Annotated in this window: 11 protein-coding genes; 6 read left to right on the plus strand and 5 right to left on the minus strand. The window is 70.7% G+C overall.

All coding sequences use genetic code 11. The features are described 5' to 3' along the window. The first annotated feature begins 47 nt into the window (after positions 1-47). From CACI_RS48635 to CACI_RS37215, 3 genes are all read left to right on the plus strand, one after another. Positions 48-2168, plus strand: coding sequence for a ThiF family adenylyltransferase (locus CACI_RS48635; protein WP_015796081.1), 2121 nt, complete (start codon positions 48-50; stop codon positions 2166-2168). Positions 2169-2275: 107 nt separating this feature from the next. Then, complete coding sequence (locus CACI_RS37210; RefSeq protein WP_143765545.1) at positions 2276-2923, plus strand: hypothetical protein; 648 nt, start codon at positions 2276-2278, stop codon at positions 2921-2923. 1 nt (position 2924) lies between these two features. Next, entirely contained in the window at positions 2925-3581 is a 657-nt protein-coding gene (locus tag CACI_RS37215; RefSeq protein ID WP_015796083.1) for a hypothetical protein, read from the plus strand. Positions 3582-3704: 123 nt separating this feature from the next. On the opposite strand, the gene CACI_RS37220 is transcribed toward CACI_RS37215, so the two are convergent. Continuing rightward, the gene (locus tag CACI_RS37220; RefSeq protein WP_015796084.1) at positions 3705-4667 is read right to left on the minus strand and encodes a glycoside hydrolase family 130 protein; all 963 of its coding nucleotides are present in this window, start codon (positions 4665-4667) and stop codon (positions 3705-3707) included. A 411-nt stretch (positions 4668-5078) separates the two neighbouring features. On the opposite strand from CACI_RS37220, the gene CACI_RS37225 reads away from it, so the two are divergent. Next, on the plus strand, positions 5079-5888 hold the full coding sequence (locus tag CACI_RS37225) for an MHYT domain-containing protein (RefSeq protein WP_015796085.1): 810 nt from the start codon (positions 5079-5081) through the stop codon (positions 5886-5888). Positions 5889-6033: 145 nt separating this feature from the next. On the opposite strand, the gene CACI_RS37230 is transcribed toward CACI_RS37225, so the two are convergent. Beyond that, the gene (locus tag CACI_RS37230) at positions 6034-8322 is read right to left on the minus strand and encodes a glycosyltransferase (RefSeq protein ID WP_015796086.1); all 2289 of its coding nucleotides are present in this window, start codon (positions 8320-8322) and stop codon (positions 6034-6036) included. A 674-nt stretch (positions 8323-8996) separates the two neighbouring features. Here CACI_RS37230 and CACI_RS37235 point away from each other — a divergent pair. Next, a complete protein-coding gene (locus tag CACI_RS37235; protein ID WP_015796087.1) occupies positions 8997-9620 on the plus strand; it encodes a hypothetical protein in 624 nt (207 codons plus the stop codon). Positions 9621-9798: 178 nt separating this feature from the next. Here CACI_RS37235 and CACI_RS37240 read toward each other — a convergent pair whose 3' ends face one another. Both CACI_RS37240 and CACI_RS37245 read right to left on the minus strand, forming a co-directional pair. Further along, a complete protein-coding gene (locus CACI_RS37240) occupies positions 9799-11652 on the minus strand; it encodes a hypothetical protein (RefSeq protein WP_015796088.1) in 1854 nt (617 codons plus the stop codon). 203 nt (positions 11653-11855) lie between these two features. Then, positions 11856-12575 carry an SDR family NAD(P)-dependent oxidoreductase gene (locus tag CACI_RS37245; protein ID WP_015796089.1) on the minus strand — a complete coding sequence of 240 codons (720 nt, stop codon included), beginning with the start codon at positions 12573-12575 and terminating at the stop codon, positions 11856-11858. A 129-nt stretch (positions 12576-12704) separates the two neighbouring features. On the opposite strand from CACI_RS37245, the gene CACI_RS37250 reads away from it, so the two are divergent. Then, on the plus strand, positions 12705-13202 hold the full coding sequence (locus CACI_RS37250) for a MarR family winged helix-turn-helix transcriptional regulator (RefSeq protein WP_015796090.1): 498 nt from the start codon (positions 12705-12707) through the stop codon (positions 13200-13202). A 41-nt stretch (positions 13203-13243) separates the two neighbouring features. Here CACI_RS37250 and CACI_RS37255 read toward each other — a convergent pair whose 3' ends face one another. Beyond that, a complete protein-coding gene (locus CACI_RS37255; RefSeq protein WP_015796091.1) occupies positions 13244-14866 on the minus strand; it encodes an LCP family protein in 1623 nt (540 codons plus the stop codon). Positions 14867-14894 lie beyond the last annotated feature (28 nt).

Raw genomic sequence — 14894 nt, forward strand, 5'->3', positions numbered from 1 at the left:
GTTCCCATCCCGATTCTCGTTCCCAGGCCCACGGTTCGGAGGAGTGCATGCTGAACCCCGTCCGGGTGGCGGACTTCGTGCTGGACGCGATCGCCGCGCGCATCGGGGCGGTCGAGCCGGAGCAGGGCGGCGCACTGTTGGGGCTGCCAGGCCTGGACTACATCAGCGAGTTCATCCACGACGCCGACGCCGCAACCACCACCACGCGCTACCAGAACACGGACTGGCTGATCGCGGCGATCGGCGCACGAGAGGCCGCCTCAGCGGCGCGGTTCAAGGGGATCGTGCACTCGCACCCGCGCGGAATGCCCGTGCCCTCGTCGCAGGATCAGGCTGAGTACGCGGAGTCGCTGCGGCTGAATCCGCAGCTGGCGCGGTACTTGGCGCCGATCGTGACGCACGACGTGGACACACCGCTGGCCGGGCATGAGGTGCGGTTGGGACCGGCGCGGATCTCCTTCTTCGGCGCGGAGCGTGCGGCGGACGGCTTCGCACTGACGCCGGTGCGGCCGGTGGTGGTGCCGCTGATGCGAATGCTGCGGCGTGCCGGGGTACGGCCGGAGGGCGACCCGGCGGCGATCGAGCTGGAGGGCACCACTCTGCTCGCCACGCAGGCACAGCTGCCGGGATTCGGCGCGGTGACCCTGCTGCTGGGCGCGGACTTCCCGGCGACGGCACCGATAGTGCTGCCGGAACAGAGCGACGGACCGCTGGCACTCAGGTGGGATCTCGGGCTGCCGACAATCGAGCGACTCGCCGGCGCGGTCCTGGCACTACGCCGCGGCCGCGCCAGGGAGCGCGAGGGGCGAGATGCGTCGCACCGAGACGACGCGGGCGCCGCGGCGGAAGTGAATCCGGCGGCTGCTGATGGAGGCGGGCGCGGCGCGGATAAAGATGAGCAGAGCGCGGAAGCATTCGGCGGCGCGGGAGCATTCGGCGGCGCAGAAAATGTGAGCGGCACAAAGGGATCGGCTAGCGACGAGGCCGCGCGATCGGCGGGTACTGCTGAAGGTGATCGCGGCGCGGATGAAGATGAGCAGAGCGCGGGAGCATTCGGCGGCGCGCGATCAGTGGCCGGCGCAGAAAATGTGCGCGGCACAAAGGGATCGGCCAGCGGCGAGATCGCGCGATCGGCGGGTGCTGCTGAAGGCGGGCGCGGCTCGGATGGTGGGGCGAACGCGGGCGGCGTGGTGGGTTCTGAAGCCGGCGCGGGGGATGCGGGCGGGGCGCCTGGGGGTCGGCGTGATCCGGGGGCGGTTCTGTTTGCGCGTAGTGAGGGGATTTTGTCGCCGTCGCTGGCTGGGCGGAGTGTGCTGATTGTTGGGGCGGGGTCGGTGGGGTCTTATATGGCTGAGGTGCTTGCTCGGAGTGGGGTGGGTGCTTTTGTGATTGTGGATCCTGATGTGGTTGAGGCTGTCAATGTGGGGCGGAGTGGTTTTCGGGTTGCGGATGTGGGGTTGGGGAAGGCTTGGGCTGCTGGGGAGGTGGTTTTGGCGGTCAATCCGAGGGCTCGGGTGGGGGTTTTCGGTGCTCGGCATGGGGATGTGGATCTGGCTGCTTTGGTGGGTGGGGCTGATGTGGTGGTGGTTGCCACTGATGATCCGGAGGCTCAGGCTCGGGTTGGGCATTTTGCTTATTGGGCTGGGCGGCCGGCGGTTTTTCCTGGGCTTTATCAGGGTGCTCGGGGTGGTGAGGTGATCATTGCTGCCGGCGGGAGTGCTTGCTTCGCGTGTGCCACTGGTGGGGTGCGGGCTGATTTGCAGGAGACGGGGAGTGGGGAGGTTGCCGCGCGGACCGATTACGGGACCGGGCGGTTGATCGCCGAGCCGGGGTTGCTGGCTGATGTGCATCAGGTGGCGGCGGTGGCGGCGAAGGTGACTCTCGGGTTGTTGCACGCGCCTGATGACGACGCCGCGGCGGCCCGCTTCGCGTACGGCATCCTCAAAGCCGGGACCACGTACGCCGTCTTCGGTCACGAGCCGGACTACTGGATCTTCGCCGACCTGATGCGGTCCGCGCCGGCGCAGTACGCGTATCAGTCGCTGTGGCTGTCGGTGGCGAGTCGGAGTGACTGCGCGGTGTGCGGCGAGCCCGAGGGACGTACCGATCCGTCCGCTTACCAGGAACCGGATATCGATCTCATCAGAGCACTGAAAGACTCGCGATGAGCGCGCTGTATCCCGCGCCCTCCCCCGCTGCGACGACTTGGCTCGCAACGCTCCGCACGACCCTCGCTAGCCTTGCCGATCAAGTCCGTCACGCGCCGCCGATCGACGTGGAAACCCTTGCCGCGTATCTGGAATCCGAGTCGCCGGAGGCTGCCGAACTCGGTGACGCGGTGCTGGCGACGCTGGAGGAGTTCGAGCCCGTTATCAGTGGTCTGACGATGTCGTTCGGGCTCGTGCCGTCGACGATGCTCATCGCGCTCGGGCGGGGCGAGGAGATCGGGGAGATCGATCCGGTGGTCGCTTCGGCGTTGGGCGAGGTCGGGGAAATCAGGCCTCTGACTTCGTCGGGGACCGTGACCATCGAGAAGGACGGGCGCGCGACCACCCTCATCGCCGGGACGACTGTCGCCGCGCCGATCGGGCCGGTGCGCATCTCATGGCCCGATCGCGATGACGTCTGGCTGTGTGCCGTGCCGGCTGCCGCCAACCCGGTGGCTACTGCGCGAGCGGCCCTCGAACGAATACTTCCTCATGCCGGCGTGGGGCGGGCCCATCTCCGCACCGCCCCCGCAGGCAATCGCCGAGCCGCCCCCACAAGCACCCCCAGAACCGCCCCAGCGGCCCTCCACGCCGCCCTCCTGTCCATAGACCCCACCGCCGACCCCGACCTCGTCATGGCCCGCCTGGAGGGCTGGCGCGCGGCCCTGGAGCAACTCCACCGGGGCGCGGTGGCCGTCCACTGGGAGCAAGCCTGAGATGGCGAACCACGACATCGACAAGATCCGCACCGCCATCGCCCGCCAAGAAGGCCGCGTCCCCCGCGCCGTCATCCGCCCCGGACGCAGCCACCGCCCGCATCTGCGGCCCGCTCCGCACACGCGCGGCGAGTTCGCGCTCGCGCTGCTCTCGATCGTGCTGACGTTCCTGGCGCTGCTGTTCAGCATCACCGCCGGGCAGCTCGCCGCGTTCTGGATCGGGGATCACGCACAGAGCGGCGGCAAGGCGTGGCCGGTGTTCCGGGCGTTGGGGTATCAGCCGTGGAAGCTCGGCGGCCTATCAGCAACGCGACGCGAAGCGTCTCCTCAACGGGCGGTGGTGGGAGACGGGTGGGCGTATCTGTACCACGCGATGGTGGTGGAGTTCCGGCTGCTGCCGTGGATCACGATCGTCGCGGTGCTGACCGCCGCCGTGGCGCGGCCCTACCAGGCCGTGCTGGCGGCGTTCGTGGCGGGGATCGTGGAGAACAACTGGTGGCTGCACCTGCCGAGCTATGACTTCCCGCAGTGGTTCGCGGATCTGGTCGACAAGCAGCGGACGCTCCTGGAGCACCACGATCCCTGGCAGGCTTTCGGGATCCTGCTGGCGTCGGCTCTGGTGGCGATGGCTTGGGCGGAGCGCACCCAAGCCACGTAATCGGCCCTGTGATCGGTCTTGTAGTCGGCCCTGTAATCGGCCGCTCAGTCAGCCGCGGCGTTCCAGCGGCTCGTATTGCCGGCGCGTCCGGCTGGGTGTCCGGAGCGCGCCGTCACCCGTCCGTCAGCCGTACTGGAGCAGGTAGTCCATGACCTCGTCCATCGAGGCCGTCGCCATGGCGATGCAGGAGTCGGCCGCGCCGTAGTACAGCCGCAGGTCGCCGGTCTCCTCGTCGTGGATCATCCCGGTGGGGAACACCACGTTCGGCACGTCGCCGTGGGTTTCGTAGTCGGTCGCGGGACCCAGCACCCACTGCGGGGAGCGGCGGATCACCTTGGCCGGGTTCTCGAGGTCGAACAGGACCAGCCCGGCGCGGTAGAGCGGGCCGGCGGCCATCTCCTTCACGCCGTGGTAGACGCCGAGCCAACCGTGTTCGGTCTCGATCGGCGCCGGGCCCAGGCCCATGCGGGCCGCGTCCCACCAGGCGCCTTCGCGGGCGGCCATGACGGGCTCGGGGCTGCTCCACTTGCGCAGGTCCTCGGAGCGGGACATCCAGACGTCGGCGCGGCCGTCGCGGGCCGAGACCGGGCGGTGGTACAGGCAGAACTCGCCGTTGACGCGCCGGGGCAGCAACGATGCGTTCTTGTCTTCCGGGGGCATGACCACGCCGAGCTTCTCCACCGACTGGAAGTCCTCGGTGGTCGCCAGGGCCACGCACGGGCCGGAGGGTCCGTAAGCGGTGTAGGAGATGACGTACGCCGACAGTTCGGGCACGAAGGTGATGCGGCAGTCCTCGACGCCCCACATGCTGGTGTGGTCGGCCGGGTCGTCGGCCAGCAGCGGCTTGGGATCCACCCGCCAGCCGTGCACCCCGTCGGGGGAGCGCGCGACGGTCAGGTGGGACAGGCCGCGGCGGTCCTCGACACGGCACAGGAGCACCGTCTCGCCGTCGTGGCTCGTGGTGGCGCCAGGGTTGAACACGGTATTGATCTGGTAGGGCCAGTCGTTGGCCGTCAGGATCGGATTGGCTGGGTCCCGGCGGAACAGTTCGCCGTGGGGGCTGGTGGTGCCGAGCGGGGTCGACATCTTTTGCCTCGCAGGTGGTCTGGTTGCGAACAGGTTTCGATCTTCGCAAACGGCACAGTTCGCCGCTGGAAAGCACCGACTGTAGCGCCCGTGATCACACCCTGTCTGGACAACACGCTAACGCGGGCGCCGACAGGGACTTTCGATACAGGGGTCTCCCATCGCAGCTCCCGCCCTTTTCGCCACGACCCGCCACGCACACGGTATTGCGGGCCATGGCGGCGCCAGGGCCGATTGTGTGACGAAGGCCACAGCGCGGCGGTCGTGGGCCGGATCCGGTGCGGAGCAGCCGCGGGGCGCCTCTATGATTGCTCGGCCGTTGACGGATCACCCGCTGCTCACCTGCTTGCGAGGTCACGGACGGCAGCCACCACGACGCTGTCCGTCCACGCTTGGAAGAGGTGCGCGCTTTTGCACGTCAATGGTTTCACCTACGGCCCGCTGACCCCTTTGCTGGCCTTCTTCATGTCGTTCCTCGGCTCGATGATCGGGCTGCAGAGCGCCTCGCGCGCCCGGGCGGCCGAGGGAGCGTCCCGGACGCGATGGCTGGCGATGGCCTCGGTGGCCCTGGGCGGCACAGCCATATGGGTCATGCAGTACATAGCGATCCTCGGCTTCACGGTACCGGGCGTGGAGATCCGCTTCGACCCGGTGCTGACCGTCGGGAGCCTGGTCGCGGCGATCGCGGTGGTGGCCCTCGGCCTTACCGTGGTGGTGCGGCGCCAGGCCGACACCCGATCGCTGTGGCTGAGCGGACTCGTCATCGGCACGGGCATCGCCGGGGTGAACTGCCTGGGCCTGGTGGCCCTGCACATGGCTCCCGGGAAGCATTACACCGTATGGCTGATCGCCGCCTCGGAGGCGGTCGCCGTGGCCGGCTCCGCCGCCGCGCTCTGGTGCGCGCTGCGGGTGCGCGGGCTGGCTTCCACCGTCGGCGCCGCGGTCGTCCTGGGCGCGGCCGTCACCGGTGCGCACTACCTGGGCATCGCGGCGCTCCACCTCACCGGCCCGGCCGCGACCGATCCGTCGAGCCTCACCACCGCACCGGTCGCGCCGGCCGGGATGGCGGCTTCGGCGCTGTTGACGCCGCTGGTGCTCGGAATCAGCATCGTGACCACGGTCATGCTGCTGGTGGTGGCGATGGCGCCGACCGAGCGCGAGCTGCACGAGGAGCGCCGGGCCGTGGAGCTGGCCGCAGCACTGCGGGAGCGCAGCTACTGAGCCGCGCCGGCGACCGCGGAGCGGTCCCCCACAACGGATGCGACCCCGTACCACACGAGCGCTCTCGCGACGTGCGGCACGGGGTCGCGCCGTGGAGGACGAGGCCGAATCTCCAAGCCACGCCTGGAGAAACGGCCTCACATATCTACACCAGGTCAGCGGACCGCAGAGCCAGCAGCGCCTGGTAGTAGGCGAGCGTTGATTCAGCGCCCTGATTCGCGTTCGCGTCGGTCTCGCGCAGCCCGTCCCGGCCGCCGCCGCTGCTCGCGTCGTACAGCGGCAGACCGAGCCGGTTCGCCCCGAGGAACCAGCCGAAGGCCCGCCGGGCCCGGTCGGCGTAGAACTCCCGGCCGGTCACGCGCCAGGCCTCCACGCACGCCTCGACGACCGCGGCGGCGTCGATCGGCTGCTCGTCGCCCTCATAACGAGGTGGCAGCGCACCCTTGCGCCGCCACAGATTTCCGACCAGAGCCAGGTATCCCTCGGGCTCCTCCCCCGGATCGCTCTCCCCGAGCCCGACCTGCTCGAGATACCAGTCCAGGGCCCGCAGAGCGTCCTGGACCATCCCGGCGTCCCCGGCCCGCTCGCCGCCGGCCAGCAGCGCCTGCGGCAGGCGGGCGTTGTCGTAGGTGAGCTCGGTCTCGAACCAGGGCCAGTCGTCGGTGGCGGTGGCGCGGAACGCCGCCTGCAGCCGCGCGACGCCGAGCGCCAACTCGGGAGTGGGCTCCGGAACGCGCACCAGTCCCAGGAGGGCGTAGGCGGTGGAGCGGACGGTCGTCAGCACCCGCAGCGACGGCCGGGCCGCGTCCAACAGCGCCGCGGCGCGCTCGCGGCACTTGTCCGGTACTGCGGCACCCGCGGCGACGTCGCCCAGCGACCACAGCAGCCGCCCGACGTGGTCCCCGCCATGCGGCTCGTCCAGCCAGACGCCGGTCGCGTCGCGCATGTTGCGGGACCCGAGGGCGGCCGCGTCGTAGCCGGCTTCCAGGAAGCCCAGGGAGGTGTCCAGCCAATCTTGCGGGTCGGCACCCTTCAGTTCGCGGACCGGGACGTCGCACAGGCCCGCCGCCACGATCGCCAGGCGGGCGACGTCGTCCACGCAGTAGCCGGACCCGAGGTCGGGTTTGGCGCGGTCGCTGAACTGCACGATCCCGCCGGAGTCGGTGATCCGGTTCAGGTGCGTGAGCTTCAGCTTCGGCACGTCCACCCGCGCCATGCCGGCGGCGTCGGTCGCCACGGCGTCGGGCACCGGGCGCGTCCGGCGGGCCGCGGTGGCCCGCGCGATCCCGGCGAAGCGGCGGGCCACCGCGGTCCAGTGCAATCCCGCGCCCTGGGTCCTGGCGGCTTCCCTGGCGCGCTCCAGGCGGTCCCGGTCAGACAGCAGGATGTGCAGCGCCGCGGCGTACGCCTCCGGGTCCTCCGGCGGCACGGTGATGCCGGCGCCGCCGGCGAGCATGTCCTCGGCGTAGAAGTACGACGTCGAGACCACCGGGCAGCCGGCGGCGACGGCGAAGGTGAGGGCTCCGGAGGAGATCTGCTCCCGGGAGCGGTAGGGGGTGCAGAAGATCTCGGTGCGGGCCAGGACCGCGGAGATCTCGGCGTCGGAGAGAAAGGTGTCGAGGAAGACCACGCGGTCCTCCAGCTTCGCGGACTTCACCGCGGCGACCAGTTTGTCGCGGTAGTTCTCGCCTTCCTGGCGCGCGACCTCCGGGTGCGTGGAGCCGGCGATGAGATAGGTCACATCCGGGTGCCGCGCGGCGATCAGCCCCAGAGCCGCGATCGCGGTCTCCAGACCCTTGTTCGGCGACAGCAGCCCGAAGGTGGACAGCAGCCGCCGCCCGGCCAGCCGGTCCAGCGCGCGGGCCACTTCCGGGCGCACGTCCCCGCCGCTTCCCGGCGGCGGCGCCCCGTGCGGGACGTGGACGATGCGGTCCGGCGGGGCGATCCCGGTGTCGACCGCCAGCCGGCGCGCGGTTCCGGTGAACACGGTCACGGCCGCGGCGTCGCGGCACAGCCGGTACAGGGCGCCGGCCTGCGAAGGGCTCGGCTCGGACAGCACCGTGTGCAGTGTGACCAGATAGGGCACGCCGAGCCGGTGCAACTCGGCGGCGAAGTCGGTGATCCAGGCGCCGTCCGGGCCGCCGAAGATCCCGAACTCGTGCTGGATGACGACGGCGCCGACCCCGGAGGCGGCGACCCGCTGGGCCGCCTTGCGGTAGTCGGGGCGTTCGTCCTGGCGGATCACCGTCCGCACCGTTGCGGGGTAGGCCAGTCCGTCCCGGTCCAACGCGCAGATCTCCACGCGCACGTCCGGAGCAGCATCGTTGAGCGCGACGGCCAGGTCGCGCGAGTAGGTGGCGATGCCGCACCGTCGCGGCGGATACGTGGAAAGGATCGCGAGTGTTATGCCGATGTTCGAGACAGTCCCTGCCATGACCTCTCATACCTCTCTCCGCCGTCACTAAATACGACGGAACCGGCAAGCCACTCTAACGTTACTCAGTGGGCTGAATCAATACTCTTAGACACATTGCCGGTCGCGCGCCGTTGAACAGGGCTGGATGCGCACCGCCTTTGGCAAGGCGCTGAACGAGCGGAAGAAGCCCGCCCGACCTGCGCCTGTGACGTGGGCCGCTTGACAAGCCCCCGGGAGGCTCGTGGTTTAATAGAGCCATGAACGGCGCTTGCATCACGTGCTGCGCGACCTGCCATGGGACGAAAGCCCATATGGCCGGCCGCGTATGCCGCATGCGCCGAATGTGCGGCCGCTGACGTCCGATAGCCCGCTGGTACGGAACGACGCGAGGGTTCGCCCCCGCTTCATCCGGAGGGCACCTTCCAGCCGCCGTAGTCCTGTAGAGGTAACTCTGATGACAGACCTCCCGAGGCCGAGCCTCCACCGCAGCCTCAGCCCTTCCGCACCAGTCCGCAGCACCCCGGATTACCGGTTGTGCCTGCTCACGCACCGGGTCCCTCCCCGCGTTCATAAAACGTGCCGCCGAAGCCGAATGCGCCGGGGCGTACCAGCCAACGTTGTCTGCGTACGCCCTTGCCGGAGCGCCGACCCCCGATCCGTGAGCTTTGCGACCCCGCTGAGGAGCACCCCCGATGGACCCCCGCCGCCTGGAGAAGATCTACGACGCCGTCCGTGACGAGCTGGCCGGCCTGGACCGTTTCGAGATCGAGCAGCGCGCCTGCGTGGCCCGCGCCCGCTGGCACGCCGCCTCGACAAGCCCCAACGCCAATCCTGAACAACGGGCCCTGGCCGGGGCCCGCGCCGCGGCCATCGGCCGGATCCTGATCCACCTGCGGCGCACCTGGACCGACGCCTACGACGCCGCCGACCACACGGCCCGCGCCCTGGCCGCCGAGCGCGTGGACCCCGAGGTCGCCGCGAGCGTCCGGGCCGCCGGCCACCCGGTCGGAGCCCGCGTGGAGATCGTCGGCGAGGAGCGCACCGGCATCGTGCAGCAGGTCCTGGTCTCGCGCGAAGAGGACGGCTACTACGCGCGGTGGTACGTGGTGCACGTCGCCGAGCTGCAGTTGTGCCGCGCCTACGGCTGCGACGAGCTGGAGACGCTGGAGCCGGAGCAGGCTGCGCTGCTGCCCGCCGCGCAGCACTCGGCGGTGTCGTTCGCGGCGCTGGCCGAGCGGGCCGAGCGCGCCGACCGCGGCGCCGTCACCGTGCGGCACGGACAGCGCAACGGCCGGCGGGTGCTGACCCCGGCGTAAGGCCGGCGGGTCGGGGCGAGCGTGGGCCAGAGCGTGGGCCAGAGGTAGAGACAAGGCTGGATCCGGTGTGCAGACACCGGATCCAGTGATCTCGCCTGTCGGAATCGGTGGCGGGAATCCACTGAACGGAGCTTCTCCAGCCAGCGCTCGGCGATGGCTGACACAGGCCGCCGCGCCCTCACCGTTTGAAGAAGTCCCGCACGTTCACCAGCAGCAGCACCAGCGCCGCGAGCCCCATCGCGACCAGGAACCCGTCGCGGGCATGGCGCGCCGTCCACTCCAGCGCGCTGATCACCACGCCGGCGCCGACCAGGATCACCGCGAGGCTGACGGCGGTGGTCAGCAGGCGGCGGCGGGCCAGAGCCTCCAGCGCGGCGAAGATCACCAGGATCGCGAGCAGCGTCGGGATCTTCTCGCGGTCGTCGGGCAGCAGCAGAACCGTCGCCACGGCCAGGAACAGCAGCGGGACGCTGACCGCCGCCCAGATCTGCAGCAGGATGCCGTGGTGCTTGCGGTCGCCGGGGTCGTAGGGCTTGTGCGGCCGGGTGACGTGGGCCTGCGGGTCCTGGAGCGGCGGACCGCCGCTCTTGAGCACGTTCACATGGACCGCGCGTTCCTCGGCCATGGCCGTGCGCTCCCTGATCAGGCTCATCACCGACTGCTCGGCGACGCCGGCCTCGCCGAGGCGCTCGGCCGCGGTCTTGGCGGTCTGGAACTCCGTGGTCAGCGAGCGGACTTCGGCGAGCCGGTCCCGGGCTCCCTGTTGCAGCGCCACGGTCTGCTCGTCCGCCTCGGCGATGCGGACGTCGAGATCGGCGATGCGGTTCTCCAGGCTGTGCGCGAGGCCGGTGTCGTTCGGGGGCACCTTGTGCAGCCCGGCCCAGCCGAGGGGGTCGGCCCAGGAGAAGCGGACCATGCCGTCGCGCTCGTAGCGCGGTCCGGCCGGGGCGCGCTCGCCGCCGGCCCAGTCCCGGGTGTCCACGCCCCACAGGCCGCGGAAGCCGCGGACCCAGGGGGTGTCGTCGTCGATGAGGACCGGCTGCCACTCACGGTCTTCGCCGGGCCCGACGCGGACGCCGTCGCCGCGGGCGTAGTCGATGAAGGGGATGCCGAAACCGTGGTCCTCGCTGCGGTCGCGGCGCAGCATCAGCTCCGCGCCGCGCTTCCACCAGCGGGTCGCGGTCCCGAGGAAGCGCGGGTTCACGGTGACGAGATAGTCGCCGGCGAGGAAGGCGCCGGAGTGCGAGCCGGCACCGGCGAACACCACGGGATGCGTGCCCCCGGCCACGGTCAGGTCCGGATCGTCCCAGCGGCGGCGGAGGTCGTCGCCGGTGTAGTCGTGGGAGGAGAAAGCGACCCAGCGCGGGGACACCGTGGGCGGTCCGTCGGGGATCGCGGGCGCGCCCTCCGCGAGGTAGACGGTCACCATCTCCCAGTCGGCCTCGTGGTCGTTGACGCCGCCGAAGGTGGAGCGCCAGTCGTTGGCCGCGTAGAAGTACCAGTACTGCAGGATGACGTAGCCGCCCTCGCGCAGCACGCGGCCGTAGTACGGCGACGCGGACGCACCGCCGCCGCCGTGGTACTGCTCGGCGGCCTTGGTCATCACGCCGCCGGGCACCGTGCCGCGGATGAGCAGGCTCAGCCGGAGCAGGACGTCGATGAGGCGCGCGACGAAGCCGACGGCCGCCAGCCGGCCGGTCCGGCGGATACCGGTGGGATGGGCTTTGCGCCACCTGCGGACCTCGCGGCCGCCCGCGGGTTTGAGGACGTAGCGCAGGAACAGAGGACGGCCGGGGTACTGCTCGGAGGCCGCCAGCAGGCTCTCCAGGTCGAGCTCCCCGGCCGGGACGACTTCGGCCTGCTTGTCGCCGTCGCGCCAGAGGCCGGCCGCGGCGATGTAGTGCTCGACGTCGGTCGGCAGGAAGTACTCGCCCTTGGTGTAGGCCAGGATCGGCTCGTGCGCGCGGAGCAGGGCGAGGTCGTCCGAGGACGCCACGGGGTCGGCGGGATCAGTGGAATCGGCGGCAGTCATCGATGCCGACGATAGGTCACCGCGATCAACGGCGCGCGCCAGGTCCGCGGGCGGTGATGCGGTCGGCGATGCGGTTAGTGACGCGTCTGGCGCGGGCTCAGTGCGGGCTCGGTGCGGGCTCAGTGCGGGCTCGGGCTCGGCTCGGGCTCGGCTCGGGCTCGGGCTCAGTGCAGGCTCGGGCTCGGCGCGGGCTCGGCTCGGACTCAGCGCGTGGTGAAGGCGCCGCCGTTGACGTGGATCGTCTGGCCGGTGATCTGCCGGGCGCCGGGGGAGGCGAGGAAGAAGACCGTCTCGGCGATGTCGTGGGGCGCGCCGGCGCGCTTGGTGTGGGTCTCGGCGATGAGGGTCTGCTCGCGGGCGTCGGTCATGGCGCCTCGGAAGAACCCGGTGTCGGCGATGTAGCCGGGCGAGACCACGTTGGCGGTGACGCCGCGCGGGCCGAGGTCGGCGGAGAGCATCGCGTACCAGGCGGTGAGGGCGGCTTTGGCGGCGCCGTAGGAGCCGCCTCGGCGTTCGGAGCCGATCGTGCCGATGGCGATGGCGGTGCCGCCGGGTGCGAGGACCGGCTTGAGGGCGGTGGTGGTGAGGACCGCGCTGAGCAGGTTCCCGTCCAGGTCGGCCTGCCATTCGGCGAGCACGGTCTCCAGTGCGCCGGCACCGGGTCGCGGTTGCGCGCTGCCGAGACCGCCGGCGGCGTTGACCAGGACGTCGAGGGTGTCGAAGCGGGCTGCGAGGGCTTCGACGGCCTGCGGGTCGGTGGCGTCGCAGACCACGCCGGCGGCGCCGATCTCCTGAGCGGTGGTCTCGACGAGCTGCGCGCGGCGGCCGGTGACGACGACGTCGGCGCCGTCGGCGACGAAGCGGGCGGCGACGGCGCGGCCGATGCCGCTGCTGCCGCCGGTGACGAGGACGGTGCGGGTCATGAGTCCCTCCTGCTATGTTTAGAGCTAAACATTTAGACCTTAACATAGCGACCATAGCGACCATAGCGACCACAGCGCACACAGCGCACACAGCGCACACAGCCGAACACAGCGCCGACAGGAGCCCGCGTGAGCACCACCGCCGCCGAGATCGCCGAGGCGTGGCGCCGCGAGCGCCCGGGCACCCCGGTCGACGCGATCGAGGTCTTCACCCCGATCGTGCGGCTGGCCAAGCTGCTCACCGACGACCGGACCCGCGTCCTGCGCGCCGCCGGGATCGACACGGCGACCTTGGACCTGCTGTCCGTGCTGCGCCGCTCCGGTCCGCCTTACACCCTCACCACGCGCGAACTCACCGAGCGGACGCTGGTGACCGCCGGGGCGATCTCGCAGCGGGTCGCGCGCGCCGAGCAGGAAGGGCTGGTCACCAGGGCGCCCGATCGCTCAGGACACAAAGCGGTGGCCGTCTCGCTGACGGCAGCCGGACACGCGGTGATCGAGCGTTCCGTGGACGCGGTGCTCGGGCGCGACTCGGAGTTGGTCGCGGGTCTCACCGTCGAGGAGCGGGAGGTGGTGATCCCGCTCCTCGACAAGCTCGAGGGCTTCGTCAGGGCGCGCACCGCCTGAGCGGAGCCGAGCGAAGCTAGCCGAGCCCAGCCGTCAGCGCGTCACGACCCAGCCGCCGAGACGCACAGGTTCGGGTCGGCGGCGTTCTCCCCGTCGGCACTGGACAGCGCCGCCGACGGCAGCGCGCTCGGCGCGCTCGAGGAGGAAGCCGCGCCCGGGTTGTACACGTCGCCGCTGGCGAAGTCCGAACCCACCCGCACCACGATCGGCGCGCTGCCGTCCCCGCCGGCCTGCACGGCGGACGCGGGCAGCTGGAGCGCGGTGGCTACCGCCTGCGCGGCGGCCTGGTGCGCGGGACTGCTGTAGAAGACCGTCGTGGTGTCGACGTCGCCGTTGTAGCTGACGCCGGAGGTGTTCTTGAAGCCGTCGGCTTGCAGGGTGGAGGCGAGCTGGCGCGAGCGGCCGTCGTTGGTCGTGCCGTTCTCGACGATGATCGGGTCGGTGACGGCGCTCGGGCTCAGCGCGCTGGAGGTCGCCGTCGGGGTCGGGGACGGCGTGCCGGGCGTGGTGCCCGCACCCGTGGCGGCCACCGTGCTCGGGCCGGTGACCGATTGGTCGTGCGCGAGCAGGGAGAAGATCTGGTCGTCCAGGTCGGTGTCCGGGGACACGCGGTTGTGGTCCGGCGCGTAGGGGACGGTCGGCATGGTCAGGAAGGTGATGTTCTGGGTCGGGACCTTCTTGAGCGTGTTCGCCAGGTCCAGCAGCTTCCCGACGCTGGCTATGTCGTCGTCCACGGTCAGCGACTTGGAGGCGATGTCCATCAGGTGCGTGGCCTGGAGCGGGTTGTCCAGGGTCGCCTGGTCCTTCATCTTGCGGATCAGGGCTGCCATGTACTGGTGCTGCGCCTGGGTGCGGTACAGGTCCGTGCCGTCGGCGAACCCTTCACGGGTGCGCAGGAAGGCCAGCGCCATGTCGCCCTGGACCGTCGAGGTGCCGGCCGGGAGGGTCAGGTGCGAGTCCGGGTCGTTGACCGCCTTGGTCACACAGACCGGGACGCCGCCGACGGCGTTGGTCAGCGCCACCACGCCGGCGAAGTCGACCATCATGAAGTGGTCGATCTTGACGTGGGTGAACTCCTCGACGGTGTCCACCTGGCAGCCGGGACCGGCGGCGAGCGCGGAGTTGATCATGCCGATGCTCTGCGCCGCGTAGTGGTTGCCCTTGGCGTCCACGCACGCCGGGATCGGGATCATGGTGTCGCGCGGCAGCGACACCACGGTCGCGTTGCTGCGGTCGGCCGAGACGTGGACCAGCATCTCCACGTCGGAGCGGCCCGAGGGATCGGTGAAGCCGCCCAGGCTCGCGTCCTGGCCGGGCAGCCGGGCGTCGGTGCCGATGAGCAGGATGTTGATCGGGACGTCGCCGTACGGATCCTTGGTCGGCTGCACGATCTCGCCGCTGCCCATCTGGTCCGGCGGGACCACCGCGCCGTGCAGCGGCGCGCCCTTGATGTTGTGGTCGATGCGGTAGTACCAGTAGCCGGCGTAGGCCACGGTCCCGCCTATGACCAGCACCAGCATCCCGGACAGGATCATCAGGGTGCGCTTGACGCGCCGCCGGGTCCTGCCGTCCTTGCCCCCGGCGGGCGCGACCGATGAGTGCTTCGGGATCCAGGCCGCGTCGGATGTCTCGTCGTCGGCTATGCCGGAAGTGTCGTCGCTCATCGGTCCTGCTCCCCTGTCCGGCTTGATC

Origin of the sequence: Catenulispora acidiphila DSM 44928 (assembly GCF_000024025.1) — a bacterium.
Lineage (GTDB): Bacteria > Actinomycetota > Actinomycetes > Streptomycetales > Catenulisporaceae > Catenulispora > Catenulispora acidiphila.

What these genes read in the sequence shown, in the direction of transcription:
- CACI_RS48635 (WP_015796081.1), top strand. Translation starts at nt 48, where the DNA reads ATGCTGAACCCCGTCCGGGTGGCGGACTTCGTGCTGGACGCGATCGCC.
- CACI_RS37215 (WP_015796083.1), top strand. Translation starts at nt 2,925, where the DNA reads ATGGCGAACCACGACATCGACAAGATCCGCACCGCCATCGCCCGCCAA.
- CACI_RS37220 (WP_015796084.1), bottom strand. Translation starts at nt 4,667, where the DNA reads ATGTCGACCCCGCTCGGCACCACCAGCCCCCACGGCGAACTGTTCCGC.
- CACI_RS37230 (WP_015796086.1), bottom strand. Translation starts at nt 8,322, where the DNA reads ATGGCAGGGACTGTCTCGAACATCGGCATAACACTCGCGATCCTTTCC.
- CACI_RS37235 (WP_015796087.1), top strand. Translation starts at nt 8,997, where the DNA reads ATGGACCCCCGCCGCCTGGAGAAGATCTACGACGCCGTCCGTGACGAG.
- CACI_RS37240 (WP_015796088.1), bottom strand. Translation starts at nt 11,652, where the DNA reads ATGACTGCCGCCGATTCCACTGATCCCGCCGACCCCGTGGCGTCCTCG.
- CACI_RS37245 (WP_015796089.1), bottom strand. Translation starts at nt 12,575, where the DNA reads ATGACCCGCACCGTCCTCGTCACCGGCGGCAGCAGCGGCATCGGCCGC.
- CACI_RS37255 (WP_015796091.1), bottom strand. Translation starts at nt 14,866, where the DNA reads ATGAGCGACGACACTTCCGGCATAGCCGACGACGAGACATCCGACGCG.